At 56.5% G+C, this 26892-nt stretch carries 24 protein-coding genes, 4 tRNA genes and 2 rRNA genes (1 of these 30 only partly in view); all 30 read right to left on the bottom strand.

Going from position 1 to position 26892, the window contains the following annotated elements:
- Window position 1: 1 nt before the first annotated feature.
- Complete coding sequence (gene rpsC / locus QCL51_RS02155; protein ID WP_003255481.1) at window positions 2–688, bottom strand: 30S ribosomal protein S3; 687 nt, start codon at window positions 686–688, stop codon at window positions 2–4.
- Between the two features lie 13 nt (window positions 689–701).
- On the bottom strand, window positions 702–1034 hold the full coding sequence (rplV, locus tag QCL51_RS02150) for a 50S ribosomal protein L22 (RefSeq protein ID WP_003103908.1): 333 nt from the start codon (window positions 1032–1034) through the stop codon (window positions 702–704).
- Between the two features lie 11 nt (window positions 1035–1045).
- A complete protein-coding gene (gene rpsS, locus QCL51_RS02145) occupies window positions 1046–1321 on the bottom strand; it encodes a 30S ribosomal protein S19 (RefSeq protein WP_003255482.1) in 276 nt (91 codons plus the stop codon).
- A gap of 16 nt (window positions 1322–1337) precedes the next feature.
- Window positions 1338–2162: a 50S ribosomal protein L2 gene (rplB, locus tag QCL51_RS02140; RefSeq protein WP_003255483.1), complete on the bottom strand. Its 825-nt coding sequence runs from the start codon at window positions 2160–2162 to the stop codon at window positions 1338–1340.
- 14 nt (window positions 2163–2176) lie between these two features.
- Window positions 2177–2476: a 50S ribosomal protein L23 gene (gene rplW, locus QCL51_RS02135; protein ID WP_003255484.1), complete on the bottom strand. Its 300-nt coding sequence runs from the start codon at window positions 2474–2476 to the stop codon at window positions 2177–2179.
- Complete coding sequence (gene rplD, locus QCL51_RS02130) at window positions 2473–3075, bottom strand: 50S ribosomal protein L4 (RefSeq protein WP_003255485.1); 603 nt, start codon at window positions 3073–3075, stop codon at window positions 2473–2475. The genes rplW and rplD overlap by 4 nt, the downstream gene beginning before the upstream one ends.
- Before the next feature lie 12 nt (window positions 3076–3087).
- Window positions 3088–3723, bottom strand: coding sequence for a 50S ribosomal protein L3 (rplC, locus tag QCL51_RS02125; protein ID WP_003255486.1), 636 nt, complete (start codon window positions 3721–3723; stop codon window positions 3088–3090).
- Window positions 3724–3803: 80 nt separating this feature from the next.
- Window positions 3804–4115: a 30S ribosomal protein S10 gene (gene rpsJ / locus QCL51_RS02120; RefSeq protein WP_003186070.1), complete on the bottom strand. Its 312-nt coding sequence runs from the start codon at window positions 4113–4115 to the stop codon at window positions 3804–3806.
- Between the two features lie 142 nt (window positions 4116–4257).
- Entirely contained in the window at window positions 4258–5451 is a 1194-nt protein-coding gene (gene tuf / locus QCL51_RS02115) for an elongation factor Tu (RefSeq protein ID WP_038411791.1), read from the bottom strand.
- 27 nt (window positions 5452–5478) lie between these two features.
- On the bottom strand, window positions 5479–7623 hold the full coding sequence (fusA, locus tag QCL51_RS02110; RefSeq protein WP_021784865.1) for an elongation factor G: 2145 nt from the start codon (window positions 7621–7623) through the stop codon (window positions 5479–5481).
- A 30-nt stretch (window positions 7624–7653) separates the two neighbouring features.
- A complete protein-coding gene (gene rpsG / locus QCL51_RS02105) occupies window positions 7654–8124 on the bottom strand; it encodes a 30S ribosomal protein S7 (RefSeq protein WP_003246741.1) in 471 nt (156 codons plus the stop codon).
- A gap of 106 nt (window positions 8125–8230) precedes the next feature.
- Window positions 8231–8602, bottom strand: coding sequence for a 30S ribosomal protein S12 (gene rpsL, locus QCL51_RS02100; RefSeq protein ID WP_003255492.1), 372 nt, complete (start codon window positions 8600–8602; stop codon window positions 8231–8233).
- A 211-nt stretch (window positions 8603–8813) separates the two neighbouring features.
- A complete protein-coding gene (rpoC, locus tag QCL51_RS02095; protein ID WP_021784866.1) occupies window positions 8814–13013 on the bottom strand; it encodes a DNA-directed RNA polymerase subunit beta' in 4200 nt (1399 codons plus the stop codon).
- A gap of 64 nt (window positions 13014–13077) precedes the next feature.
- Window positions 13078–17151, bottom strand: coding sequence for a DNA-directed RNA polymerase subunit beta (rpoB, locus tag QCL51_RS02090; RefSeq protein ID WP_003255495.1), 4074 nt, complete (start codon window positions 17149–17151; stop codon window positions 13078–13080).
- Window positions 17152–17371: 220 nt separating this feature from the next.
- Entirely contained in the window at window positions 17372–17737 is a 366-nt protein-coding gene (gene rplL, locus QCL51_RS02085; RefSeq protein ID WP_003255496.1) for a 50S ribosomal protein L7/L12, read from the bottom strand.
- Window positions 17738–17814: 77 nt separating this feature from the next.
- The gene (gene rplJ / locus QCL51_RS02080; protein WP_016715872.1) at window positions 17815–18315 is read right to left on the bottom strand and encodes a 50S ribosomal protein L10; all 501 of its coding nucleotides are present in this window, start codon (window positions 18313–18315) and stop codon (window positions 17815–17817) included.
- Window positions 18316–18512: 197 nt separating this feature from the next.
- Entirely contained in the window at window positions 18513–19208 is a 696-nt protein-coding gene (gene rplA, locus QCL51_RS02075; protein ID WP_003255499.1) for a 50S ribosomal protein L1, read from the bottom strand.
- A complete protein-coding gene (gene rplK / locus QCL51_RS02070; protein ID WP_003255500.1) occupies window positions 19208–19639 on the bottom strand; it encodes a 50S ribosomal protein L11 in 432 nt (143 codons plus the stop codon). Before rplK ends, rplA begins: the two co-directional genes overlap by 1 nt.
- Before the next feature lie 119 nt (window positions 19640–19758).
- Window positions 19759–20292, bottom strand: coding sequence for a transcription termination/antitermination protein NusG (gene nusG, locus QCL51_RS02065; protein ID WP_003255501.1), 534 nt, complete (start codon window positions 20290–20292; stop codon window positions 19759–19761).
- A 9-nt stretch (window positions 20293–20301) separates the two neighbouring features.
- Window positions 20302–20670: a preprotein translocase subunit SecE gene (secE, locus tag QCL51_RS02060; RefSeq protein ID WP_003257081.1), complete on the bottom strand. Its 369-nt coding sequence runs from the start codon at window positions 20668–20670 to the stop codon at window positions 20302–20304.
- A 44-nt stretch (window positions 20671–20714) separates the two neighbouring features.
- Window positions 20715–20790, bottom strand: a tRNA-Trp gene (locus QCL51_RS02055).
- Window positions 20791–20844: 54 nt separating this feature from the next.
- Window positions 20845–22038 carry an elongation factor Tu gene (gene tuf, locus QCL51_RS02050; RefSeq protein WP_003255489.1) on the bottom strand — a complete coding sequence of 398 codons (1194 nt, stop codon included), beginning with the start codon at window positions 22036–22038 and terminating at the stop codon, window positions 20845–20847.
- 78 nt (window positions 22039–22116) lie between these two features.
- Window positions 22117–22192, bottom strand: a tRNA-Thr gene (locus tag QCL51_RS02045).
- A gap of 29 nt (window positions 22193–22221) precedes the next feature.
- A tRNA-Gly gene (locus QCL51_RS02040) sits at window positions 22222–22295 on the bottom strand.
- 24 nt (window positions 22296–22319) lie between these two features.
- A tRNA-Tyr gene (locus tag QCL51_RS02035) sits at window positions 22320–22403 on the bottom strand.
- Window positions 22404–22555: 152 nt separating this feature from the next.
- Window positions 22556–22981 carry a hypothetical protein gene (locus tag QCL51_RS02030; RefSeq protein ID WP_021785334.1) on the bottom strand — a complete coding sequence of 142 codons (426 nt, stop codon included), beginning with the start codon at window positions 22979–22981 and terminating at the stop codon, window positions 22556–22558.
- Between the two features lie 7 nt (window positions 22982–22988).
- A complete protein-coding gene (locus tag QCL51_RS02025) occupies window positions 22989–23738 on the bottom strand; it encodes a pantothenate kinase (RefSeq protein WP_021785335.1) in 750 nt (249 codons plus the stop codon).
- Entirely contained in the window at window positions 23728–24687 is a 960-nt protein-coding gene (gene birA / locus QCL51_RS02020) for a bifunctional biotin--[acetyl-CoA-carboxylase] ligase/biotin operon repressor BirA (protein ID WP_021785336.1), read from the bottom strand. Before birA ends, QCL51_RS02025 begins: the two co-directional genes overlap by 11 nt.
- Before the next feature lie 184 nt (window positions 24688–24871).
- Window positions 24872–24987 (bottom strand): 5S ribosomal RNA (gene rrf / locus QCL51_RS02015).
- 130 nt (window positions 24988–25117) lie between these two features.
- Window positions 25118–26892, bottom strand: a 23S ribosomal RNA gene (locus tag QCL51_RS02010); it runs 1118 nt beyond the window's last position.

Raw genomic sequence — 26892 nt, 5'->3', positions numbered from 1 at the left:
CTTACTTAGCAGCTTTTTTACGAGGCGCTGGTGCTTGTGGTTTCAGTTCTTCTTGGCGACCACCAATAACTTCGCCTTTGAAGATCCAAACCTTCACACCGATCACACCGTAAGTGGTGTGAGCTTCGTAGGTGTTGTAGTCGATATCGGCACGCAGGGTGTGCAGAGGCACACGACCTTCGCGATACCACTCGGTACGAGCAATCTCAGCACCGCCGAGACGACCGCTCACCTGGATCTTGATGCCCTTGGCACCAATACGCATGGCGTTCTGTACCGCGCGCTTCATGGCGCGACGGAACATTACACGGCGTTCCAGCTGCTGAGCTACGCTCTGCGCAACCAGCATAGCGTCGAGTTCCGGCTTGCGGATCTCTTCGATGTTGATGTGCACAGGCACACCCATCTGCTTGGTCAGGTCCTGACGCAGCTTCTCGACATCTTCACCTTTCTTACCGATAACGATACCGGGACGAGCGGTGTGGATGGTGATGCGTGCAGTTTGAGCCGGACGATGAATATCGATACGGCTTACGGACGCGCTTTTTAGTTTGTCTTGGAGGTACTCACGCGTTTTCAGATCCTTCAACAGGTAATCTGCGTAAGTAGCACCGTCTGCGTACCAGACGGAGGTGTGCTCCTTGACGATTCCCAGGCGAATGCCAGTGGGATGTACTTTCTGACCCATCTGATCGACTCCGTTACTTGTCCGCAACCTTGACAGTGATATGGCAAGACCGCTTGACGATGCGATCAGCACGGCCTTTGGCACGTGGCATGATGCGCTTCAGCGAACGCCCTTCGTTGACGAAGACGGTGGAGACCTTCAGGTCATCAACGTCTGCGCCTTCGTTGTGTTCGGCGTTGGCTACGGCCGACTCGAGGACTTTCTTCATGATTTCAGCGGCTTTTTTGCTGCTGAAGGCCAACAGGTTGAGCGCTTCGCCCACCTTCTTCCCGCGGATCTGGTCGGCGACCAAGCGGGCTTTCTGGGCGGAGATGCGAGCGCCCGACAACTTAGCGGCTACTTCCATTTCCTTACCCCTTAACGCTTGGCTTTCTTGTCAGCCACGTGCCCGCGATAGGTGCGGGTACCGGCGAACTCGCCCAGTTTGTGGCCGACCATGTCTTCGTTCACGAGAACTGGAACATGCTGGCGACCGTTGTGAACCGCGATGGTCAGACCGACCATTTGTGGCAGGATCATCGAACGGCGCGACCAGGTTTTAACTGGCTTGCGATCGTTCTTCTCCACCGCCACTTCGACCTTCTTCAACAGGTGAAGATCGATAAAAGGACCTTTTTTCAGAGAACGTGGCACTGTCGTATCCCTCTAGTTACTTGCGACGACGGACGATCATGTTGTCGGTACGCTTATTACCACGGGTTTTAGCACCCTTGGTTGGGAAGCCCCATGGCGATACCGGATGACGACCACCGGAGGTACGACCTTCACCACCACCGTGTGGGTGGTCAACCGGGTTCATGGCAACACCACGAACGGTTGGGCGAACGCCGCGCCAGCGTTTGGCACCAGCTTTACCCAGCGAACGCAGGCTGTGCTCGGAGTTCGAGACTTCGCCCAGGGTCGCACGGCACTCAGCCAGGACTTTACGCATTTCACCAGAGCGCAGACGCAGGGTCACGTAGACACCTTCGCGAGCGATCAGCTGAGCCGAAGCACCAGCGGAACGAGCGATCTGAGCACCTTTACCCGGCTTCAGTTCGATGCCGTGAATGGTGCTACCTACTGGAATGTTGCGCAGCTGCAGGGAGTTACCGGCCTTGATTGGGGCCAGGGCACCTGCGATCAGCTGGTCGCCAGCGCTCACGCCCTTAGGCGCGATGATGTAGCGACGCTCACCGTCTGCGTAGCACAGCAGGGCGATGTGAGCAGTACGGTTTGGATCGTATTCGATACGCTCGACAGTGGCTGGAATGCCATCTTTGTCGTTGCGACGGAAGTCGACCAGACGGTAATGCTGCTTGTGACCACCACCAACGTGACGAGTGGTAATGCGGCCATTGTTGTTACGACCACCAGACTTCGATTTTTTCTCGATCAGCGGTGCGTGAGGAGCGCCTTTGTGCAGCTCCTTGTTGACCACCTTGACCACGAAACGGCGGCCAGGGGAAGTCGGTTTGCATTTAACGATTGCCATGATGCACCCCTTCCTTACTCAGCACTGCTGCTGAAATCGAGATCTTGGCCTGGCTGAAGGGAGACGATCGCCTTCTTCCAGTCATTACGCTTGCCCAGACCACGTGCGGTACGCTTGGTTTTACCCAGAACGTTAACAGTCGACACGTTTTCAACTTTTACGTTGAACAGGCCTTCGACAGCTTTCTTGATTTCCAGCTTGGTTGCATCAGTAGCAACCTTGAATACGAACTGGCCTTTTTTCTCAGCCAGAACGGTAGCCTTCTCGGAAACGTGCGGGCCAAGGAGGACTTTGAATACGCGTTCCTGGTTCATCCCAGCAGCTCCTCGAATTTCTTCACGGCCGAGACAGTGATCAACACTTTCTCGTATGCGATCAGACTGACCGGGTCGGAACCTTGTACGTCACGTACATCGACGTGCGGCAGGTTACGAGCAGCCAGGTACAGGTTCTGATCAACAGCGTCGGAAACGATCAATACATCGCTCAGACCCATGCCGTTCAGCTTGTTCAGCAGATCTTTGGTTTTCGGTGCTTCAACAGCGAAGTCCTGAACCACGACCAGACGGTCGCTACGCACCAGCTCAGCGAGGATGGAGCGCAGAGCTGCGCGATACATCTTCTTGTTGAGCTTTTGCGAGTGATCTTGAGGGCGAGCTGCGAAGGTTACACCACCGCCACGCCAGATCGGACCACGAGTGGTACCAGCACGAGCACGGCCAGTACCCTTCTGACGCCATGGGCGCTTACCGCCACCAGCCACGTCGGAACGGGTCTTCTGCTGCTTGGTGCCCTGACGGCCGCCAGCCATGTAGGCCACGACTGCTTGGTGAACCAGCGTCTCGTTGAATTCGCCACCGAAAGTCAGTTCGGAAACTTCGATCGCCTGAGCGTCATTTACATTAAGTTGCATGTCAGTTTCCCCTTAACCGCGAGCCTTGACAGCTGGACGTACAACCACGTCGCCGCCAGTAGCGCCAGGTACGGCACCCTTGATCAGCAGCAGGTTGCGTTCAGCGTCTACGCGAACTACTTCCAGGGACTGAACAGTCACGCGCTCGGCGCCCATGTGACCGGACATTTTCTTGCCCTTGAACACACGACCAGGAGTCTGGCACTGGCCGATGGAACCAGGAACACGGTGCGACACGGAGTTACCGTGGGTGTTGTCCTGACCACGGAAGTTCCAGCGCTTGATGGTACCGGCGAAGCCTTTACCTTTGGACTGACCAGTAACGTCAACCAGCTGGCCTGCAGTGAAGAGTTCAGCTTTGATCAGATCGCCAGCCTGGAAATCGCCTTCTTCAAGACGGAACTCCCAAACACCGCGACCAGCGGCAACGTTGGCCTTGGCGAAGTGGCCTGCCTGAGCGGCAGTCACACGCGAAGCACGACGCTCGCCGACAGTGACTTGCACTGCACGGTAGCCATCGGTTTCTTCAGTTTTGAACTGGGTGACGCGATTCGGCTCGATCTCAATGACCGTGACCGGAATGGAGACACCTTCTTCGGTGAAAATGCGGGTCATACCGCATTTGCGACCGATTACACCAATAGTCATGTTGTAAACCTCATGAGTGTACGGGGCTTTCACCCGCTATGGCCGCCCATTTCAGAGCGTTACACGACTAGACCGAAGTCTTAGCCGAGGCTGATCTGTACTTCCACACCTGCCGCCAGATCAAGCTTCATCAGCGCGTCAACGGTTTTATCCGTTGGCTGGACGATGTCCAGAACACGCTTATGAGTGCGAATCTCGTACTGGTCACGCGCGTCTTTGTTGACGTGCGGGGAAACCAGAACGGTGAAACGCTCTTTGCGGGTAGGCAGTGGAATAGGACCACGCACTTGTGCACCAGTACGTTTCGCGGTTTCCACGATTTCCTGGGTGGATTGGTCGATCAGGCGATGGTCGAAAGCCTTCAACCTGATACGGATTTGCTGATTTTGCATTGGATTTCAGACTCCAGGCTGTTCCCAACGGACGCACTACGCCCGCTAAAAGGAGGCGTGATTCTATAGACGCCCCCATTTAGTGTCAACCCAATAAAAAAAACCCCCGCTGAGCGGGGGTTTTTTTCAATCGGTCGAGTGATTACTCGATGATTTTGGCCACAACGCCGGCGCCGACGGTACGACCGCCTTCACGGATAGCGAAGCGCAGACCGTCTTCCATTGCGATGGTCTTGATCAGGGTAACAGTCATCTGAATGTTGTCACCTGGCATTACCATTTCAACGCCTTCCGGCAGTTCGCAGTTACCGGTCACGTCAGTGGTACGGAAGTAGAACTGTGGACGGTAGCCTTTGAAGAACGGAGTGTGACGGCCGCCTTCTTCCTTCGACAGAACGTAGACTTCTGCGGTGAACTTGGTGTGCGGCTTGACCGAACCTGGCTTGACCAGAACCTGGCCACGCTCAACGTCGTCACGCTTGGTACCACGCAGCAGAACGCCGCAGTTCTCGCCAGCACGACCTTCGTCCAGCAGCTTGCGGAACATCTCAACACCGGTGCAGGTGGTGGTGGTGGTGTCACGCAGACCAACGATTTCCAGCGGATCCTGAACGCGGACGATACCACGCTCGATACGACCGGTAACAACGGTACCACGACCCGAGATCGAGAACACGTCTTCGATCGGCATCAGGAACGGCTGGTCGATGGCACGAACTGGCTCAGGAATGTAGCTGTCCAGAGTTTCTACCAGCTTCTTGACAGCGGTAGTACCCATTTCGTTGTCGTCTTTGCCTTCCAGCGCCATACGAGCCGAACCGATGATGATCGGAGTGTCGTCGCCTGGGAAGTCATAGGTGGACAGCAGGTCGCGAACTTCCATCTCGACCAGTTCCAGCAGCTCAGCGTCGTCTACCAGGTCAGCCTTGTTCAGGAAGACCACGATGTACGGAACGCCTACCTGACGGGACAGCAGGATGTGCTCACGGGTTTGTGGCATCGGACCATCGGCGGCCGAGCAAACCAGGATCGCGCCGTCCATCTGGGCAGCACCGGTGATCATGTTCTTCACGTAGTCAGCGTGACCTGGGCAGTCAACGTGAGCGTAGTGACGAATGGTCGAGTTGTACTCAACGTGAGCGGTGTTGATGGTGATACCGCGCGCTTTTTCTTCCGGAGCCGAGTCGATCTTGTCGAACTCAACGACTGCCGAACCGAAAACTTCGGAGCAAACGCGAGTCAGAGCTGCGGTCAGAGTGGTCTTACCGTGGTCAACGTGGCCGATGGTGCCGACGTTAACGTGGGGAAGGGAACGATCAAATTTTTCTTTAGCCACGACAGTGAACCTCTTGCCTAAAGGGGATTAGCCTTGTTTTTTAACGAGTGCTTCGACGATGTTCGACGGAGCTTCGGCGTATTTGGAGAATTCCATGGAGTAGCTTGCGCGACCCTGAGACATGGAACGAACGTCGGTTGCGTAACCGAACATCTCTCCGAGCGGTACTTCAGCACGGACGACACGGCCAGAGACCGACTCATCCATACCCTGGACCAGACCACGACGACGGTTCAGGTCACCCATCACGTCACCCAGGTAGTCTTCCGGGGTTACAACTTCGACCTTCATGATCGGCTCGAGAACCACGCCACCGCCCTTCTGGGCCAGTTGCTTGGTCGCCATCGAAGCGGCGATCTTGAACGCCATTTCGTTGGAGTCGACGTCGTGGTACGAACCGTCGAATACCGCGGCCTTCAGGCCGATCAGAGGATAACCGGCAACAACGCCGTTTTTCATCTGTTCTTCGATACCCTTCTGGATCGCAGGGATGTATTCCTTAGGAATCACACCACCAACGACTTCGTTGGAGAACACCAGACCTTCGGTGATGTTGCCCTTGTCGTCCACGTCTGGCTCGGAGAAACGAACCCAGCAGTGACCGAACTGACCACGACCACCCGACTGACGAACGAACTTGCCTTCGATCTCGACGTTGGATTTGGTGATCTTCTCGCGGTACGAAACCTGCGGCTTGCCGATGTTGGCTTCGACGTTGAACTCGCGCTTCATGCGGTCAACGAGAATGTCCAGGTGCAGCTCACCCATACCGGAGATGATGGTCTGACCGGTTTCTTCATCAGTCTTGACGCGGAACGACGGGTCTTCCTGAGCCAGCTTGCCCAGTGCGATGCCCATCTTCTCCTGGTCGGCCTTGGTTTTCGGCTCGACGGACAGGGAGATTACAGGCTCCGGGAAGTCCATACGCTCAAGGATGATTGGCTTGTCGGCGTTGCACAGGGTTTCACCCGTAGTCACGTCCTTCATGCCGATCAGGGCCGCGATGTCACCAGCGCGTACTTCCTTGATCTCTTCACGCTGGTTGGCGTGCATTTGCACCATACGACCAACGCGCTCTTTCTTGCCCTTGACCGAGTTGATCACGGAGTCGCCGGAGCTCAGAACGCCCGAGTAGACGCGAACGAAGGTCAGAGTACCTACGAACGGGTCGGTCGCGATCTTGAACGCCAGTGCCGAGAACGGCTCGTCATCATCAGCATGACGCTCGTCCTTGCGAACGGCCGGGTCGTCTTTTGCCAGATCCTTGTCGTCCGGGTTGATACCCTGGATAGCAGGAATCTCGGTCGGAGCAGGCAGGAAGTCGATGACGGCATCCAGAACCAGGGGAACACCCTTGTTCTTGAACGACGAACCGCAGACAGCCGGAACGATCTCGCTGGCCAGGGTGCGCGCACGCAGGCCTGCCTTGATCTCTTCGACAGACAGCTCACCTTCTTCAAGGTACTTGTTCATCAGCTCTTCGTTGGCTTCGGCGGCGGCTTCAACCATGTTGTTGCGCCATTCGTTAGCCAGCTCGACCATATCCGCAGGAATTTCTTCCTCACGGTAGGTAGTGCCCTTGTCGTCTTCGTTCCAATAGATAGCCTTCATCTTGATCAGGTCAACCTGACCCTGGAAGTTATCTTCCGAACCGATGGCCAGCTGAACAGGAACTGGGGTGTGACCCAGACGGTTCTTGATCTGACCTACGACGCGCAGGAAGTTAGCACCAGCACGGTCCATCTTGTTCACGTAAACAACACGTGGAACGCCGTACTTGTTGGCCTGACGCCATACGGTTTCGGACTGCGGCTCAACGCCGGAGGTGCCGCAGAACACAACGACCGCGCCGTCGAGTACACGCAGCGAACGCTCTACTTCAATGGTGAAGTCAACGTGGCCAGGGGTATCGATAACGTTTACGCGGTAGTTGTCATACTGACCACGGGAACCTTTCCAGAAGGTGGTAACGGCAGCGGAGGTAATGGTGATACCCCGCTCCTGCTCCTGCACCATCCAGTCGGTGGTCGCGGCGCCGTCATGCACCTCGCCCATTTTGTGGCTCAGACCTGTGTAGAACAGGATCCGCTCGGTAGTGGTGGTCTTGCCCGCGTCAACGTGGGCACAGATACCAATGTTACGGTAGCGGTTAATTGCTGTAGTACGAGCCATAAAGCCCTCGCAAAAAGATTGATGCTTGAATTAGAAGCGGTAGTGCGAGAACGCTTTGTTGGCTTCAGCCATACGGTGAACGTCTTCACGCTTCTTGACTGCAGCACCCTTGCCTTCGGCAGCATCCAGCAGTTCGCCGGCCAGACGCAGAGCCATCGACTTCTCGCCGCGCTTGCGGGCGTAGTCTACGAGCCAGCGCATTGCCAGAGCGTTACGACGGGATGGACGAACTTCAACCGGGACCTGGTAAGTGGCACCGCCGACACGACGGGACTTTACTTCGACCAGCGGAGCGATGGCGTCGAGAGCTTTCTCGAAGATTTCCAGGGGGTCGCTGTTCTTGCGTGCTTTGACGGTATCCAGGGCACCGTAAACGATGCGCTCGGCTACGGCCTTCTTGCCGCTTTCCATCACGTGGTTCATGAACTTGGCGAGAATCTGGGATCCGTACTTCGGATCGTCAAGGATCTCACGTTTTGCTGCTACACGACGTCTTGGCATGATAAGCCCTCAAACGGTCTTCAGGTTAGCCCGGGACCAGGTCATTCGACCCACGCCCGACCTTACTCTTATCGACTCAAAAAAATGGATGTCTGCAAACGACCGATTACTTCGGACGCTTGGTACCGTACTTCGAACGACCCTGGTTACGGCCTTTGACGCCCGAAGTATCCAGAGAGCCGCGAACGGTGTGGTAACGAACACCTGGCAAGTCTTTTACACGGCCGCCACGAATCAGGACGACGCTGTGCTCTTGCAGGTTGTGGCCTTCACCACCGATGTACGAGGAAACCTCGAAACCGTTGGTCAGACGCACACGGCATACTTTACGCAGTGCCGAGTTAGGTTTTTTCGGCGTGGTGGTGTACACACGGGTGCACACGCCACGACGCTGCGGGCAGTTCTGCAGCGCAGGAACGTCGGACTTCTCGACCGAACGCTTACGCGGCTGACGTACCAGCTGGTTGATAGTTGCCATCTACTAGCTCCACTGATTGTCTTGCGACTCTATTGTCTTGCAAGAAAGCCAAAAATTGGCGAGACGGAGCCTCACCAAATTTAAGGGTACAAAAGTCTAAAGAGGATCTTGCACCCAGTCAAGACGAGGCCCCGGCCCTCCCCGCCCGATCATCGGCAACATTTCATGTCACCGATGATCGCCCGAGGCTTGCCGGGGCCTTGCCCTGTACTTAGTTACCGCTGGAATTCAGCGCTTCGGTCAGTGCAGCTTCCACTTCACTGGCGCTTACACGCAGCGGTTTGTCGGCATCACGGCGACGCTTGCGCTCGCTGTGGTAGGCCAGACCAGTACCAGCCGGGATCAGACGACCCACGACCACGTTCTCTTTCAGGCCGCGCAGGTAGTCGCGCTTGCCGGTTACCGCCGCTTCGGTCAGTACGCGGGTTGTTTCCTGGAAGGAAGCCGCGGAGATGAACGACTCGGTAGACAGCGAGGCCTTGGTGATACCCAGCAGCACACGGGTGAACTTGGAGATGAACTTGTCCTCGCCAGCGAGACGCTCGTTCTCTACCAGCACCTGAGTCAGTTCCATCTGGTCGCCCTTGATGAAGCTGGAATCGCCCGACTCGGAGATCTCGACCTTGCGCAGCATCTGACGCAGGATGGTCTCGATGTGCTTGTCGTTGATCTTCACGCCTTGCAGACGGTAAACGTCCTGGATCTCGTTGACGATGTACTTCGCCAGCGCGCTCACACCCAGCAGACGCAGGATGTCATGCGGATCGCTTGGGCCGTCGGAGATAACCTCGCCGCGGTTGACCTGCTCACCTTCGAAGACGTTCAGGTGGCGCCACTTTGGAATCAGCTCTTCGTACGGATCGCTACCGTCGGTCGGAGTGATCACCAGGCGACGCTTGCCCTTGGTCTCTTTACCGAATGCGATGGTGCCGCTGACTTCAGCCAGAATCGAGGCTTCTTTCGGACGACGCGCTTCGAACAGGTCGGCAACGCGCGGCAGACCACCGGTGATGTCACGGGTCTTCGACGTCTCTTGCGGGATACGCGCGATAACGTCACCAACACCGATCTGCGCACCGTCAGCCACACCGACAAGGGCGTTGGCCGGCAGGAAGTACTGGGCAGGTACGTCTGTACCTGGCAGGTACAGGTCCTTGCCAGCGGCATCGACCATCTTGATTGCCGGACGGATTTCCTTGCCTGCGGCAGGGCGATCCTTGACGTCCAGCACTTCAATGTTGGTCAAGCCGGTCAGTTCGTCGGTCTGACGCTTGATGGTGATGTTTTCTTCCATGCCCACGAAGGTCACGGTACCTTTCAGCTCGGTAACGATCGGGTGGGTGTGCGGGTCCCACTTGGCGACGATGGCGCCAGCTTCGACCTTTTCACCTTCCTTGACCGAAATCACCGCACCGTAAGGCAGCTTGTAGCGCTCACGCTCACGACCGAACTCGTCGGCAATCGCCAACTCACCGGAACGCGATACGGCAACCAGGTTACCGTCGGCACGCTCAACCTGCTTCAGGTTGTGCAGACGCACCATACCGCCATTCTTCACCTGGACGCTGTCGGCAGCCGAGGTACGGCTTGCAGCACCACCGATGTGGAACGTACGCATGGTCAGCTGAGTACCCGGCTCACCGATCGACTGTGCAGCGATAACGCCGACAGCTTCACCGATGTTCACCTGGTGACCGCGAGCCAGGTCACGACCGTAGCACTTGGCGCAGATGCCGTAGCGGGTTTCGCAGTTGATCGGCGAACGCACGATCACTTCGTCGATGCTGTTCAGCTCGATGAACTCAACCCACTGCTCGTCGACCAAGGTACCGGCCGGAACGATAACGTCCTCGGTGCCTGGCTTGAACACGTCACGGGCGATGACACGACCCAATACACGCTCACCCAGCGGCTCTACAACGTCGCCGCCTTCGATGTGTGGAGTCATCACCAGGCCCTGATCGGTGCCGCAGTCGATCTCGGTCACAACCAGATCCTGGGCAACGTCCACCAGACGACGAGTCAGGTAACCGGAGTTAGCGGTTTTCAGTGCGGTATCCGCCAGACCCTTACGAGCACCGTGAGTCGAGATGAAGTACTGAAGTACGCTCAGACCTTCACGGAAGTTCGCGGTGATCGGCGTCTCGATGATGGAGCCGTCCGGCTTGGCCATCAGACCACGCATACCAGCCAGCTGACGGATCTGGGCTGCGGAACCCCGCGCACCCGAGTCAGCCATCATGTACATCGAGTTGAAGGACTCTTGCTCGACTTCCTTGCCTTCGCGGTCGATGACCTTCTCTTTCGAGAGGTTGGCCATCATCGCCTTGGACACTTCGTCGTTCGCCTTCGACCACAAGTCGATGACCTTGTTGTACTTCTCGCCCTGGGTTACCAGGCCGGAGGCGTACTGGCTCTCGATTTCCTTCACTTCGTCGGTAGCGTTACCGATGATGCGGGCTTTCTCGTCCGGGATAACGAAGTCGTTAACACCGATGGAAACGCCGGAAATGGTCGAGTAAGCGAAACCGGTGTACATCAGCTGGTCGGCGAAGATAACGGTCTCTTTCAGACCAACCACGCGGTAGCACTGGTTGATCAGCTTGGAGATCGCCTTTTTCTTCATCGGCTGGTTGACCACGTCGTACGGCAGACCTGCTGGCACAACCTGGAACAGCAGCGCACGGCCGACGGTGGTGTCGACAATACGGGTGTTCTTGACCACCGAACCATCACGCTCTTTCACGGTTTCGTTGATACGAACCTTGATTTTCGCGTGCAGCGCGGCTTCGCCGGCGCGGAATACGCGGTCGACTTCCTGCAGGTCGGCGAACACGCGACCTTCGCCCTTGGCGTTGATGGCTTCACGGGTCATGTAGTACAGACCCAGTACAACGTCCTGCGACGGTACGATGATTGGCTCACCGTTGGCTGGCGACAGGATGTTGTTGGTCGACATCATCAACGCACGCGCTTCGAGCTGGGCTTCCAGGGTCAGCGGCACGTGAACGGCCATCTGGTCACCGTCGAAGTCGGCGTTGTACGCAGCACAGACCAGCGGGTGCAGCTGGATAGCTTTACCTTCGATCAGTACCGGTTCAAACGCCTGAATCCCCAGACGGTGAAGGGTCGGTGCACGGTTGAGCAGTACGGGGTGTTCGCGAATTACTTCGGCGAGAACGTCCCACACCTCTGGCAGCTCGCGCTCGACCATCTTCTTGGCAGCCTTGATGGTGGTCGCCAGACCACGCATTTCCAGCTTGCCGAAAATGAACGGCTTGAACAGCTCGAGGGCCATCTTCTTCGGCAGACCGCACTGGTGCAGACGCAGGGTCGGACCTACGGTAATTACCGAACGGCCGGAGTAGTCAACACGCTTACCGAGCAAGTTCTGACGGAAGCGACCTTGCTTACCTTTGATCATGTCGGCCAGGGACTTCAGCGGACGCTTGTTCGAGCCAGTGATGGCGCGACCACGACGGCCGTTGTCCAGCAGGGCGTCGACCGCCTCCTGCAGCATGCGCTTTTCGTTGCGCACGATGATGTCAGGCGCGGACAGATCCAGCAGGCGCTTCAGACGGTTGTTACGGTTGATCACCCGACGATACAGGTCGTTCAGGTCGGAAGTCGCGAAACGGCCACCATCCAGCGGCACCAGCGGACGCAGGTCCGGCGGCAGCACTGGCAGAACGGTCAGGACCATCCACTCAGGCAGGTTGCCCGAGCCCTGGAAAGCCTCCATCAGCTTCAGGCGCTTGGAAAGCTTCTTGATCTTGGTTTCCGAGTTGGTCTGCGGAATCTCTTCGCGCAGGCGGCCGATCTCGTGCTCCAGATCGATAGCGTGCAGCAGCTCGCGAACAGCCTCGGCACCCATACGGGCATCGAAGTCGTCACCGAACTCTTCCAGCGCTTCGAAGTACTGCTCGTCGTTCAGCAACTGCCCCTTTTCCAGGGTGGTCATGCCCGGATCGATAACGACATAGCTCTCGAAGTAGAGCACACGTTCGATATCACGCAGGGTCATGTCCATCAGCAGGCCGATACGGGACGGCAGCGACTTCAGGAACCAGATGTGGGCAACCGGCGAGGCCAGTTCGATGTGCGCCATGCGCTCACGACGAACCTTGGCCAGGGCGACTTCAACGCCGCACTTCTCGCAGATCACACCGCGGTGCTTGAGGCGCTTGTACTTGCCGCACAGGCACTCGTAGTCCTTGACTGGGCCAAAGATCTTGGCGCAGAACAGGCCGTCACGCTCAGGTTTGAACGTACGGTAGTTAATGGTTTCCGGCTTCTTAACTTCACCGAACGACCACGAACGGATCATTTCAGGCGACGCCAGACCGATGCGGATGGCGTCGAACTCTTCGACTTGACCCTGGTTTTTCAGCAAATTCAGTAGGTCTTTCAAGGCCTTTCCTCCTGGCGGAGCAGGGAGCGGGCATTACCTGCCCCACTCCCCTTCGCGTCACGTGTTATTCGGTTTCCAGATCGATATCGATACCGAGCGAACGGATCTCTTTGATCAACACGTTGAAGGACTCGGGCATGCCCGGCTCCATACGGTGATCGCCATCCACGATGTTCTTGTACATCTTGGTACGGCCGTTCACGTCGTCCGACTTCACTGTGAGCATTTCTTGCAGGGTGTATGCCGCGCCGTATGCTTCCAGCGCCCACACTTCCATCTCCCCGAAACGCTGACCACCGAACTGCGCCTTACCACCCAGCGGCTGCTGGGTAACCAGGCTGTAGGAACCAGTGGAACGCGCGTGCATCTTGTCGTCCACCAAGTGGTTCAGCTTGAGCATGTACATGTAACCAACGGTCACAGGACGCTCGAACTTGTTGCCGGTACGGCCATCGAACAGCACCATCTGGCCGCTCTCTGGCAGGTCGGCCAGCTTCAGCATGGCCTTGATCTCGCGCTCCTTGGCACCATCGAAGACCGGGGTAGCCATAGGCACGCCTTTCTTCAGGTTGTTAGCCAGGGCCAGGATTTCTTCGTCGGTGAACTCGTCGAGGTTTTCCTGACGACCGCCGATCTCGTTGTAGACCTCGGTCAGGAACACGCGCAGTTCAGCGGCTTTGCGCTGCTCTTCGAGCATGCGGTCGATCTTCTCGCCCAGGCCCTTGGCCGCGAGGCCCAGGTGGGTTTCAAGGATCTGACCAACGTTCATACGCGAAGGTACACCCAGCGGGTTCAGTACGACATCAACCGGAGTACCGTTGGCATCGTGCGGCATGTCTTCAACCGGCATGATGACCGAGACAACACCCTTGTTACCGTGACGACCGGCCATCTTGTCACCCGGCTGGATGCGGCGGCGGATTGCCAGGTAAACCTTGACGATCTTCAGTACGCCCGGTGCCAGGTCATCGCCCTGCTGCAACTTGCGCTTCTTGTCTTCGAACTTGTCGTCCAGCAGACGGCGACGGTCGACGATGTACTGCTGAGCCTTTTCCAACTGCTCGTTCAGTGCATCTTCAGCCATGCGCAGTTTGAACCACTGGCCGTGCTCCAGACCGTCCAGCACTTCGTCAGTGATCACGGTGCCTTTCTTCAGGCCCGCACCACCGTCAACCACCTGGCCGTTCAGAGCCGAACGCAGACGCTCGAAGGTTGCACCTTCGACAATGCGGAACTCTTCGTTGAGGTCCTTGCGGATCTCGTCGAGCTGCATCTTCTCGATGGCCAGTGCGCGGCTATCGCGCTCCACGCCATCACGGGTGAAGACCTGTACGTCGATGACAGTACCCTTGGTGCCGGTTGGCACACGCAGGGAGGTGTCCTTAACGTCGCTGGCCTTCTCACCGAAGATTGCGCGCAACAGTTTTTCTTCCGGAGTCAGCTGGGTTTCGCCTTTTGGCGTGACCTTGCCGACCAGGATGTCGCCAGCGCCAACTTCAGCACCTACGTAAACGATACCGGCTTCGTCCAGCTTGTTCAGTGCAGCTTCACCCACGTTCGGGATGTCCGCAGTGATTTCCTCTGGGCCAAGCTTGGTGTCACGCGCCACACAGGTCAGTTCCTGAATGTGGATGGTGGTGAAGCGATCTTCCTGAACAACACGTTCGGACAGGCAGATGGAGTCTTCGAAGTTGAAGCCGTTCCACGCCATGAACGCGATGCGCATGTTCTGACCCAGAGCCAGCTCACCCATGTCGGTGGACGGGCCGTCGGCCATGATGTCACCACGCTGAACCTTGTCACCTTTGCTCACCAGCGGACGCTGGTTGATGCAGGTGTTCTGGTTCGAACGGGTGTACTTGGTCAGGTTGTAGATATCCACACCCGCTTCGCCAGTTTCCACTTCGTCGTCGGCAACGCGAACAACGATACGGCTGGCGTCGACCGAGTCGATCACACCACCGCGGCGAGCAACCACGCAGACACCGGAGTCACGCGCAACGTTGCGCTCCATGCCGGTACCTACCAGCGGCTTGTCGGCACGCAGGGTCGGTACAGCCTGACGCTGCATGTTCGAACCCATCAACGCACGGTTGGCGTCGTCGTGCTCGAGGAACGGAATCAGCGACGCTGCAACGGAAACAACCTGCTTCGGCGAAACGTCCATCAGGGTGACGTCTTCCGGCGCCTTGACAGTGAATTCGTTCAGGTGACGAACTGCTACCAGTTCATCGATCAGTTGCTTCTTATCGTTCATCGCGGCCGAAGCCTGTGCGATGACGTGATCTGCCTCTTCGATTGCCGACAGGAACACGATGTCGTCGCTGACAACGCCTTCCTTTACAACACGGTACGGGCTTTCCAGGAAGCCGTACTGGTTGGTACGGGCATAGGCCGCCAGGGAGTTGATCAGACCGATGTTCGGACCTTCAGGAGTCTCGATCGGGCACACACGGCCATAGTGGGTCGGGTGTACGTCACGAACTTCGAAGCCGGCACGCTCACGGGTCAGACCGCCAGGGCCGAGTGCGGAGACGCGACGCTTGTGGGTAATCTCCGAGAGAGGGTTGTTCTGGTCCATGAACTGGGACAGCTGGCTGGAACCGAAGAACTCTTTCACCGCCGCCGCTACCGGCTTGGCGTTGATCAGATCTTGCGGCATCAGGCCTTCGCTTTCCGCCATCGACAGGCGTTCCTTGACCGCGCGCTCGACACGCACCAGGCCAACACGGAACTGGTTCTCGGCCATCTCGCCGACGCAACGTACGCGACGGTTACCCAGGTGGTCGATGTCGTCGACGATGCCTTTACCGTTACGGATATCGACCAGGGTCTTCAGAACCTCGACGATGTCTTCCTTGCTCAGCACGCCCGAACCCTCGATCTCGGTACGACCGATACGACGGTTGAACTTCATGCGGCCGACGGCGGACAGATCGTAACGCTCGGCGCTGAAGAACAGGTTGTTGAACAGGGTCTCGGCTGCATCCTTGGTTGGCGGCTCGCCTGGACGCATCATCCGATAGATTTCGACCAGCGCTTCCAGTTGGTTGCTGGTGGTATCGATCTTCAGGGTGTCAGAGATGAACGGACCGCAATCGATGTCGTTGGTGTACAGGGTCTCGATACGGACAACCTGCGCCTTGGCGACCTTGATCAGCAGCTCGGTGGTCATCTCGGTGTTGCATTCGGCGAGAATTTCGCCGGTAGCCGGATGCACGATTGCCTTGGCGGTAGTGCGACCCAGGACGTATTCCATTGGTACGTCCAGCTGCTTGACGCCGGCCTTCTCGAGCTGATTGATGTGGCGCGCGGTAATACGGCGGCCTTGCTCGACGATGACTTTGCCGGTTTCGTCATGGATGTCCATGACTGCAACTTCACCACGCAGACGCTGCGGCACCAGTTCCAGGCTGAGTTTTTCGCCGGAAATGTGGAACACGTTGGTGGTGTAGAAGGTATTCAGCACTTCTTCAGTGCTGTAACCCAGCGCGCGCAGCAGCACCGAGGCCGGCAGTTTGCGGCGACGGTCGATACGCACGAACACGCAGTCCTTCGGGTCGAACTCGAAGTCCAGCCAGGAACCGCGGTAAGGGATGATGCGAGCGGAGTACAGCAGCTTGCCCGAGCTGTGGGTCTTGCCACGGTCGTGGTCGAAGAACACACCAGGCGAACGGTGCAGCTGGGAAACGATCACACGCTCGGTACCGTTGATAACGAAGGTACCGTTCTCAGTCATCAGGGGAATTTCACCCATGTAGACTTCTTGCTCTTTGATGTCCTTGATCGCTTTGTTCGACGATTCCTTGTCGAAGATGATCAGGCGCACCTTGACCCGCAGTGGGACCGCGAAGGTCACGCCACGCAGGACACATTCCTTCACATCGAAGGCGGGTTCGCCCAGGCGATAGCCTACGTACTCCAGGGCAGCATTGCCGGAGTAGCTGATGATCGGGAATACCGATTTGAAGGCCGCGTGCAGGCCGACGTCGCGGAAGTGATCCTTGGATGCTCCCGCTTGCAGGAATTCGCGATACGAATCCAGCTGGATGGCCAGGAGGTAAGGCACATCCATGACGTCCGGCAACTTGCTAAAGTCCTTGCGGATACGTTTTTTCTCAGTGTATGAGTAAGCCATCAGCGTTCCCCAGCTTGGTCACCTGCTTGTTTGGCTTCTCCCGGCGGGAGCAGCCAGAAAATCGTGCAAACCCCTTGGTTTGCGCCACCCACATGGGTGTCTTGCAGCTCGTTATCGGGACCGGCCTAACCGGCCACCAATAACGGAAAAAGGCCGGTGGCATAAGCCACCAGCCATCAGCCTTTCGCTCAACGCTCAGGCTGGCATCGCAAGGTCGAGATTACTTCAGCTCGACTTTAGCGCCTGCTTCTTCCAGCTTCTTCTTAGCGTCTTCAGCGGCTTCTTTCGAAACGCCTTCAGCTACAACCTGAGGAGCGCCGTCGACTTTCTCTTTGGCTTCTTTCAGGCCCAGACCGGTCAGTTCGCGAACGGCTTTGATCACGTTCACTTTCTTGTCGCCGGCTTCAACCAGAACAACGTTGAACTCGGTCTGCTCTTCAACAACGGCAGCAGCAGCAGCTGGGCCAGCAGCGGCAACAGCAGCGGTAACGCCGAAGGTTTCTTCCATTGCTTTGATCAGCTCAACAACTTCCAGAACGGTTTTCTGGCCGATTGCTTCGATGATTTGTTCGTTAGTCAGAGACATGACTTAAATCCTGTATTGGGGTGACAGCCTACGCAGCCATCAAATTAAACGTATGATTTTGAAAGAATTCGCGTGCCTTAGGCAGCGGTAGCTTCTTTCTGGTCGCGAATGGCTGCCAGAGTACGAGCCAGCTTGCTGGTGGCGCCTTGAATAACGCTCATCAGTTTTGCGATAGCTTCGTCGCGGGTCGGCAGGGTAGCCAACACGTCGATCTGGTTCGCTGCAATGAAATTGCCGTCAAACGCAGCTGCCTTGATCTCGAACTTGTCCTGACCCTTGGCGAACTCTTTGAACAGACGAGCAGCAGCGCCCGGGTGTTCGTTGGAGAAAGCAATCAGGGTCGGGCCTTTGAACGCGTCGTTGAGGATCGAAAATTCGGTGCCTTCAACAGCGCGCTTGAGCAGGGTGTTACGCACTACACGTACGTATACGCCAGCTTCGCGGGCCTCTTTACGGAGTCCGGTCATTGCGCTTACAGTCACACCACGGGCATCAGCCACGACAGCGGACAGAGCGACTTTGGCAGCCTCGTTGACTTCAGCGACGATGGCCTTCTTGTCTTCGAGTTTAATTGCCACGGGTTTACTCCTGGTTTTTACCGTTTCATCTGGCCGAAGCCGGATGTCGTTTTGGTGTCTGATTCGGTAACGAATCGGGAGCACCATCTGCGTGGGCTGATATTTTAAGGCTTACGCCGCCTACGGTCTTGGATAGCCCCCGCCAGGCAGGGACCCCAATTTTTGCTGGCGGCGCGACTGGTCGCGCCGCCATGTTCTTACACGTTCAGCGAGCTCTGATCGATGACCAGACCTGGGCCCATGGTGGTGCTCAGGGTAACGCGCTTAACGTAGATACCTTTCGAGGAAGCCGGCTTGATACGCTTCAGATCAGCGATCAGGGCTTCAACGTTTTCCTTCAGCTTGTCAGCTTCAAAGCCGATCTTGCCAACGGAGGTGTGGATAATACCGTTTTTGTCGGTACGGTAGCGAACCTGACCAGCCTTGGCGTTTTTCACGGCAGTGGCTACGTCTGGGGTCACGGTACCAACTTTCGGGTTAGGCATCAGGCCGCGAGGACCCAGCACCTGACCCAGCTGACCTACAACGCGCATGGCATCAGGCGATGCGATAACGACGTCATAGTTCAGGTCGCCGCCTTTCATTTCGGCAGCCAGATCGTCCATACCTACGCGATCAGCGCCGGCAGCCAGAGCAGCTTCAGCAGCTGGACCCTGGGTGAAGACAGCAACGCGAACGGTCTTGCCAGTGCCGTGTGGCAGCACGGTAGCGCTACGTACGACCTGGTCGGATTTACGCGGGTCAACACCGAGGTTAACGGCGATGTCGTAGGATTCGACGAACTTGGCAGCGGGCAGCGAGGCCAGCAGAGTTGCCGCTTCTTCGAAGTTGTAGGCCTTGCCTGCTTCGATTTTCTCGGCGATTGCCTTTTGGCGTTTGGTCAGCTTAGCCATTACACACCCTCCACGTTCAGGCCCATGCTGCGGGCAGAGCCAGCGATGGTGCGTACAGCAGCGTCCAGGTCAGCGGCAGTCAGATCAGCCTGTTTAGCTTTGGCGATGTCTTCCAGCTGAGCACGGGTAACGGTACCGACTTTAACGGTGTTCGGGCGAGCCGAACCACTGGTCAGGCCAGCAGCTTTCTTCAACAGAACCGAGGCAGGGGTGCTCTTGGTCTCGAAGGTGAAGCTACGGTCGCTGTAGACAGTGATGATCACTGGAGTCGGCAGGCCGGCTTCTTGACCCTGGGTACGGGCGTTGAAGGCCTTGCAGAATTCCATGATGTTCACACCATGTTGACCCAGCGCTGGACCAACGGGTGGGCTTGGGTTGGCCTGGCCGGCCTTAACTTGCAGCTTGATGTAAGCCTGAATCTTCTTAGCCATGAGCTACTCCAAAATCGGGTACGAACGCCTGATGGCTCCCCGGATGACTTGCGTTTTATCCCAGTGACGACAAAACCCCGCAGCACACAGGGCTGCGGGGTATGGGATGCTTCGTCCGCCTAGACCTTCTCGACCTGGCTGAACTCGAGCTCTACCGGAGTAGAGCGACCGAAAATGAGCACAGCAACCTGCAGGCGGCTCTTTTCGTAGTTAACCTCTTCGACACTACCATTGAAGTCAGCGAACGGACCATCAATGACTCGAACCACTTCACCCGGCTCGAACAGTGTCTTGGGCTTCGGCTTATCGCTACCGTCGGCAACGCGACGCAGGATGGCCTCAGCTTCTTTATCTGTAATCGGCGCAGGCTTGTCAGCAGTACCGCCAATAAAGCCCATCACGCGAGGAGTGTCCTTGACCAAGTGCCAAGTCCCTTCGTTCATTTCCATCTGGACCAATACATAGCCAGGGAAGAACTTACGCTCACTCTTGCGCTTCTGGCCGTTGCGCATTTCGACGACTTCTTCGGTCGGAACCAAGATCTCGCCGAAACCGTCTTCCATGCCAGCCAGCTTGACGCGCTCGATCAGAGAGCGCATTACATGCTTCTCGTAACCCGAGTAAGCATGCACAACATACCAACGCTTAGCCACGGGACACCTTTAGCCAACGATCAAGGAGACCGCCCAGCCGAGCAGGGAATCGAGCCCCCACAGCAGCAGTGCCATAACCAGCACGACAGCCACGACAATCAGCGTGGTCTGGGTGGTTTCCTGGCGGGTCGGCCACACGACTTTACGAATCTCGGTACGAGCTTCCTTCGCCAGCGCAAAGAACGACTTGCCCTTCGCAGTCTGCAGAGCTACAAAGCCCGCGACAGCAGCCAGAACGAGAAGTGCAAGAACGCGGTACAGGATTGGAGAGGCGGAGTAATATTGATTACCCACAACACCAACAACCACCAAAGCCACTACAGCCAGCCACTTGAACAGATCAAAACGCGATTCTTGGGCTTCAGTTTTGGGGGTCATCGAGGAGGATCCTGTAAGAAGAAAGCCATCACACCGAGGTGAAATGGCAGGTCAGGAGGGAATCGAACCCCCAACCTACGGTTTTGGAGACCGTCGCTCTGCCAATTGAGCTACTGACCTGTAACGCTGTATCAGGCCGGCCATTATACCGGCCTGATCAAGTAAATCAACTACTTATTCAATAATTTTTGCTACGACACCGGCGCCGACGGTACGACCGCCTTCACGGATAGCGAAGCGCAGACCGTCTTCCATTGCGATGGTCTTGATCAGGGTAACAGTCATCTGAATGTTGTCACCTGGCATTACCATTTCAACGCCTTCCGGCAGCTCGCAGTTACCGGTCACGTCAGTGGTACGGAAGTAGAACTGTGGACGGTAGCCTTTGAAGAACGGAGTGTGACGGCCGCCCTCTTCCTTCGACAGAACGTAGACTTCTGCGGTGAACTTGGTGTGCGGCTTGACCGAACCTGGCTTGACCAGAACCTGGCCACGCTCAACGTCGTCACGCTTGGTACCACGCAGCAGAACGCCGCAGTTCTCGCCAGCACGACCTTCGTCCAGCAGCTTGCGGAACATCTCAACACCGGTGCAGGTGGTGGTGGTGGTGTCACGCAGACCAACGATTTCCAGCGGATCCTGAACGCGGACGATACCACGCTCGATACGACCGGTAACAACGGTACCACGACCCGAGATCGAGAACACGTCTTCGATCGGCATCAGGAACGGCTGGTCGATGGCACGAACTGGCTCAGGAATGTAGCTGTCCAGAGTTTCTACCAGCTTCTTGACAGCGGTAGTACCCATTTCGTTGTCGTCTTTGCCTTCCAGCGCCATACGAGCCGAACCGATGATGATCGGAGTGTCGTCGCCTGGGAAGTCATAGGTGGACAGCAGGTCGCGAACTTCCATCTCGACCAGTTCCAGCAGCTCAGCGTCGTCTACCAGGTCAGCCTTGTTCAGGAAGACCACGATGTACGGAACGCCTACCTGACGGGACAGCAGGATGTGCTCACGGGTTTGTGGCATCGGACCATCGGCGGCCGAGCAAACCAGGATCGCGCCGTCCATCTGGGCAGCACCGGTGATCATGTTCTTCACGTAGTCAGCGTGACCTGGGCAGTCAACGTGAGCGTAGTGACGAATGGTCGAGTTGTACTCAACGTGAGCGGTGTTGATGGTGATACCGCGCGCTTTTTCTTCCGGAGCCGAGTCGATCTTGTCGAACTCAACGATTGCCGAACCGAAAACTTCGGAGCAAACGCGAGTCAGAGCTGCGGTCAGAGTGGTCTTACCGTGGTCAACGTGGCCGATAGTGCCGACGTTAACGTGGGGAAGGGAACGATCAAACTTTTCCTTAGCCATCGATACAATCCTCCGCAGAAGAAATAGTCTTGCGCTGATAAAACAAAGGCAGATATTTTCATATCTGCCTTGTTTATATGGAGCTCTTGAGCGGACTTGAACCGCTGACCTCACCCTTACCAAGGGTGTGCTCTACCAACTGAGCTACAAGAGCGAAACACTTTGTGCAAAATCCGGCAAACTTGGAGCGGGTAGCGGGAATCGAACCCGCATCATCAGCTTGGAAGGCTGAGGTTCTACCACTAAACTATACCCGCGGAGCTTACGGCTCTCGCTAAAACTGGTGGAGGGAGAAGGATTCGAACCTTCGAAGCTCTCGCAACGGATTTACAGTCCGTCCCCTTTGACCGCTCGGGAATCCCTCCAGATGTGGCCGGCATTCTATTTGTCTGCCGTCCTAGTGTCAAGCGTTTTTTCAAATTTTTTCAATCAAATCTGAAACTTAGCTGCTTTGACACCGCTTCCAGCTCTACCACCTGAGTGGTGTTCCCTGTGAAGCGGGCGCCATTCTATCAAGCTATTCGCCAGTTGCAATACCCTGGCAGAAAATAATTTTATGTTTTAAGTCTTTGAAATCATTAGAAAGAGCCAGAAGCACCGTTTGATCCAGCAAACGCTCGCTTTCCGGAGCAACCTTGAGCCAGCGACCATCCACCCCAGGCAGCTGTCCTGCCACCGGCAAGGTGGCAATATCCAGACTCAGCAGGCGCTGACGCAGCGCATCCAACTGCTCCCGTCCCATCACACCCCCAACTACCAGGCACTCATCACGACGCTTGGGTGGTGCGGACACACCTGTTTCACGCAACAGACGGATTTCTTGCTGATTCCCCTTGTACAGCGACAACGGGGCGACTTCCTTGACCTTCAGCGGGGCTTCCTGCTGATGCCATACGTAATAAAAGACGTTGAGCACCAGTAACAGCAGAAACAACCAGCGCATAGGCACCTCAATCCAATGGGCAGGCCATTGCCAGGCCAACGAAAACCAGATCAGGCACGACACGCGCCTGTGGCAGGGCCTCCCTCACCAGCGGCGCATCACCGCCAGTGAGGAACACGGTAAATTCCTCACCCCATAGCACACGAGCCTGCTCAAGCTGGGTGGAGGCAAAGCCCTGGAGCATCAATACGCAACCGCGCTCTACCGCTTCGACAGTAGAGCGACCGGGTGACAAGCTGGCCAATGCGCGCTCCGCGGAGGCATCGTCATAGCGGATACGCCGGGTGTGAGTACGCAGTTGGCTACGCATCAATGGCATACCCGGGCAGATGTAACCTCCCAGATGCTCGCCGTCCGCGGACACATAGTCCGCTTTTGCCGCAGTACCCAGGTCAATCACAAGGCACGCGCCCTTGGCCAGGTGAAATGCACCCAGCGCTGCCAGCCAACGATCCATACCCAGACGCTGATAGTCGTCATAGCCATTGCGCACACCGGCCATTTCACGGACAGGGTGAGCAACTCGCGCCTGCACGGCAAATGCCTCAGCGATCACCGCGCAAAGCGCATCGGTTTCTTCTTCGCTGCGCACACTGACAATACGACAACCCGTAAGGTGAACTGATGCAAGCGCAGCCACTTCGGCCACTAGCGCCTGGTCGGAATCGACGATCCCGCCACCTTCAATCACAGCGTCGGCGACATGGATCACACGCCACTTTATGAAGCTGTTACCGCAATCGAGCTCAAGAATCATCACGCAACCTCAAACTGAGCTCACCACCACTGAAGCTCTTTTCCATCCCGTCCACCTCAAGGCGCAAACCACCCTGCCCGTCGACGCCAAGAACCACACCATCAATACGTGTAGTACCAGCAACCAGCGATACATTGCGGCCCTGCCACAAGTGCGCCTGCTCCCACTCCTCCTGGAATGCAGCAAAGCCGTAGCGGCGATGGCGCGCCAATTCGTGCTGCAACTGCTGGCTGAGCAGCGCTACCAAGTGATTACGATCTATGGCTGCCCCTACCTCACGCAGCATAGAGGTCCACTGCTGATCGACCTGCTCGTTTACCTGCATGTTTACATTGATACCAATGCCTAGCACTACATGACACACATCTGCAGGATCGCCCACCAATTCCAGGAGAATCCCGGTGATCTTATGCCCACGAACCAACACATCGTTAGGCCATTTAAGCCCGACATCCTTTACCCCGAACGCCTGCAAGGTGCGCATTACGGCCAACCCCACTACCAGGCTCAACCCCTCAAGCTGACGCATGCCGCCATCGACACGCAGCACCAGACTGTAATAGAGATTTTCTGCAAATGGGCTGACCCACTGCCGGCCGCGCCGACCTCGCCCGGCGCTCTGGCGCTCGGCCAGAACCAGGAATGGAGCCGCCTGCCCTTCACTGGCAAGGCGCAAGCCTTCGGCGTTGGTGGAATCGATGGTTTCGTGGATGAACATCGGCCACTGTTCACCTGCGGCAAACCCAGCGATTGCCTGCGTCTCAAGCAAAGCCAGTGGCGCGGCCAACTGGTAACCGCGCCCACGAACCTTGTGAATGGTGAGGTTCAGCTCACTTTCCAGATGCTGCAGCTGCTTCCAAACTGCGCTGCGACTCACCCCTAGGGCTGCCCCCAGAGCTTCTCCGGAATGGAACCGACCATCCTTGAGGAGATTCAACAACTTCAGCATGCCAGTCTCAACTTGGAATTAGGCAGGCATGATAGCCATGGGCTGTTGGCTTGCATAGGAAAAGGGCCTGCAGGATGGGCCGCGCATCGTAATCACATAGAGAGATACTGCCAGGCCCGGAATTTTCGGCCCACAAAGACAAAACCCCTACCTGCATGCGCAGATAGGGGTTTTGCGAAATGAATCTTGACGATGACCTACTCTCACATGGGGAAACCCCACACTACCATCGGCGATGCATCGTTTCACTACTGAGTTCGGGATGGGATCAGGTGGTTCCAATGCTCTATGGTCGTCAAGAAATTCTGTAGCCAGAATGTCCAGATGGACAGCCCAGCGAATTCGGATATGCGATATTTGTGGTCTTACGAATTTTCGGGTCTTTCGTCTTCACCACCACAATCTGCGTAGCAGATTGCTTGGGTGTTATATGGTCAAGCCTCACGGGCAATTAGTATTGGTTAGCTCAACGCCTCACAGCGCTTACACACCCAACCTATCAACGTCGTAGTCTTCGACGGCCCTTTAGGGGATTCAAGATCCCAGTGAGATCTCATCTTGAGGCAAGTTTCCCGCTTAGATGCTTTCAGCGGTTATCTCTTCCGAACATAGCTACCCGGCAATGCCACTGGCGTGACAACCGGAACACCAGAGGTTCGTCCACTCCGGTCCTCTCGTACTAGGAGCAGCCCCTCTCAAATCTCAAACGTCCACGGCAGATAGGGACCGAACTGTCTCACGACGTTCTAAACCCAGCTCGCGTACCACTTTAAATGGCGAACAGCCATACCCTTGGGACCGGCTTCAGCCCCAGGATGTGATGAGCCGACATCGAGGTGCCAAACACCGCCGTCGATATGAACTCTTGGGCGGTATCAGCCTGTTATCCCCGGAGTACCTTTTATCCGTTGAGCGATGGCCCTTCCATACAGAACCACCGGATCACTAAGACCTACTTTCGTACCTGCTCGACGTGTTTGTCTCGCAGTCAAGCGCGCTTTTGCCTTTATACTCTACGACCGATTTCCGACCGGTCTGAGCGCACCTTCGTACTCCTCCGTTACTCTTTGGGAGGAGACCGCCCCAGTCAAACTACCCACCATACACTGTCCTCGATCCGGATAACGGACCTGAGTTAGAACCTCAAAGTTGCCAGGGTGGTATTTCAAGGATGGCTCCATGAGAACTGGCGTCCCCACTTCAAAGCCTCCCACCTATCCTACACAAGCAAATTCAAAGTCCAGTGCAAAGCTATAGTAAAGGTTCACGGGGTCTTTCCGTCTAGCCGCGGATACACTGCATCTTCACAGCGATTTCAATTTCACTGAGTCTCGGGTGGAGACAGCGCCGCCATCGTTACGCCATTCGTGCAGGTCGGAACTTACCCGACAAGGAATTTCGCTACCTTAGGACCGTTATAGTTACGGCCGCCGTTTACCGGGGCTTCGATCAAGAGCTTCGCTTGCGCTAACCCCATCAATTAACCTTCCGGCACCGGGCAGGCGTCACACCCTATACGTCCACTTTCGTGTTTGCAGAGTGCTGTGTTTTTAATAAACAGTCGCAGCGGCCTGGTATCTTCGACCGGCATGAGCTTACGGAGCAAGTCCTTCACCCTCGCCGGCGCACCTTCTCCCGAAGTTACGGTGCCATTTTGCCTAGTTCCTTCACCCGAGTTCTCTCAAGCGCCTTGGTATTCTCTACCTAACCACCTGTGTCGGTTTGGGGTACGGTTCCCAGTTATCTGAAGCTTAGGAGCTTTTCTTGGAAGCATGGTATCAACCACTTCGTCGCCTAAAGGCAACTCGTCATCAGCTCTCGGCCTTGAAATCCCGGATTTGCCTAAGATTTCAGCCTACCACCTTAAACCTGGACAACCAACGCCAGGCTGGCCTAACCTTCTCCGTCCCTCCATCGCAATAACTGGAAGTACAGGAATATTAACCTGTTTTCCATCGACTACGCTTTTCAGCCTCGCCTTAGGGACCGACTAACCCTGCGTCGATTAACGTTGCGCAGGAAACCTTGGTCTTTCGGCGTGCGAGTTTTTCACTCGCATTGTCGTTACTCATGTCAGCATTCGCACTTCTGATACCTCCAGCAAGCTTCTCAACTCACCTTCACAGGCTTACAGAACGCTCCTCTACCGCATCATCGTAAGATGATACCCGTAGCTTCGGTGCATGGTTTGAGCCCCGTTACATC

The sequence above is a fragment of the Pseudomonas sp. LTR0 genome, from assembly GCF_036630035.1.
Classification (GTDB): Bacteria; Pseudomonadota; Gammaproteobacteria; order Pseudomonadales; family Pseudomonadaceae; genus Aquipseudomonas; species Aquipseudomonas putida_Y.
Note: the sequence above shows the minus strand (reverse complement) of the source record. Positions and strands in the feature narration are given on the sequence as shown.

Excerpts from the sequence above, each read along its gene's own strand:
- rpsC (WP_003255481.1), bottom strand. The coding sequence starts at position 688 with ATGGGTCAGAAAGTACATCCCACTGGCATTCGCCTGGGAATCGTCAAG.
- rplV (WP_003103908.1), bottom strand. The coding sequence starts at position 1,034 with ATGGAAGTAGCCGCTAAGTTGTCGGGCGCTCGCATCTCCGCCCAGAAA.
- rplB (WP_003255483.1), bottom strand. The coding sequence starts at position 2,162 with ATGGCAATCGTTAAATGCAAACCGACTTCCCCTGGCCGCCGTTTCGTG.
- rplW (WP_003255484.1), bottom strand. The coding sequence starts at position 2,476 with ATGAACCAGGAACGCGTATTCAAAGTCCTCCTTGGCCCGCACGTTTCC.
- rplD (WP_003255485.1), bottom strand. The coding sequence starts at position 3,075 with ATGCAACTTAATGTAAATGACGCTCAGGCGATCGAAGTTTCCGAACTG.
- rplC (WP_003255486.1), bottom strand. The coding sequence starts at position 3,723 with ATGACTATTGGTGTAATCGGTCGCAAATGCGGTATGACCCGCATTTTC.
- rpsJ (WP_003186070.1), bottom strand. The coding sequence starts at position 4,115 with ATGCAAAATCAGCAAATCCGTATCAGGTTGAAGGCTTTCGACCATCGC.
- fusA (WP_021784865.1), bottom strand. The coding sequence starts at position 7,623 with ATGGCTCGTACTACAGCAATTAACCGCTACCGTAACATTGGTATCTGT.
- rpsG (WP_003246741.1), bottom strand. The coding sequence starts at position 8,124 with ATGCCAAGACGTCGTGTAGCAGCAAAACGTGAGATCCTTGACGATCCG.
- rpsL (WP_003255492.1), bottom strand. The coding sequence starts at position 8,602 with ATGGCAACTATCAACCAGCTGGTACGTCAGCCGCGTAAGCGTTCGGTC.
- rpoB (WP_003255495.1), bottom strand. The coding sequence starts at position 17,151 with ATGGCTTACTCATACACTGAGAAAAAACGTATCCGCAAGGACTTTAGC.
- rplL (WP_003255496.1), bottom strand. The coding sequence starts at position 17,737 with ATGTCTCTGACTAACGAACAAATCATCGAAGCAATCGGCCAGAAAACC.
- rplA (WP_003255499.1), bottom strand. The coding sequence starts at position 19,208 with ATGGCTAAGCTGACCAAACGCCAAAAGGCAATCGCCGAGAAAATCGAA.
- rplK (WP_003255500.1), bottom strand. The coding sequence starts at position 19,639 with ATGGCTAAGAAGATTCAGGCTTACATCAAGCTGCAAGTTAAGGCCGGC.
- secE (WP_003257081.1), bottom strand. The coding sequence starts at position 20,670 with ATGACCCCCAAAACTGAAGCCCAAGAATCGCGTTTTGATCTGTTCAAG.
- tuf (WP_003255489.1), bottom strand. The coding sequence starts at position 22,038 with ATGGCTAAGGAAAAGTTTGATCGTTCCCTTCCCCACGTTAACGTCGGC.
- QCL51_RS02030 (WP_021785334.1), bottom strand. The coding sequence starts at position 22,981 with ATGCGCTGGTTGTTTCTGCTGTTACTGGTGCTCAACGTCTTTTATTAC.
- QCL51_RS02025 (WP_021785335.1), bottom strand. The coding sequence starts at position 23,738 with ATGATTCTTGAGCTCGATTGCGGTAACAGCTTCATAAAGTGGCGTGTG.
- birA (WP_021785336.1), bottom strand. The coding sequence starts at position 24,687 with ATGCTGAAGTTGTTGAATCTCCTCAAGGATGGTCGGTTCCATTCCGGA.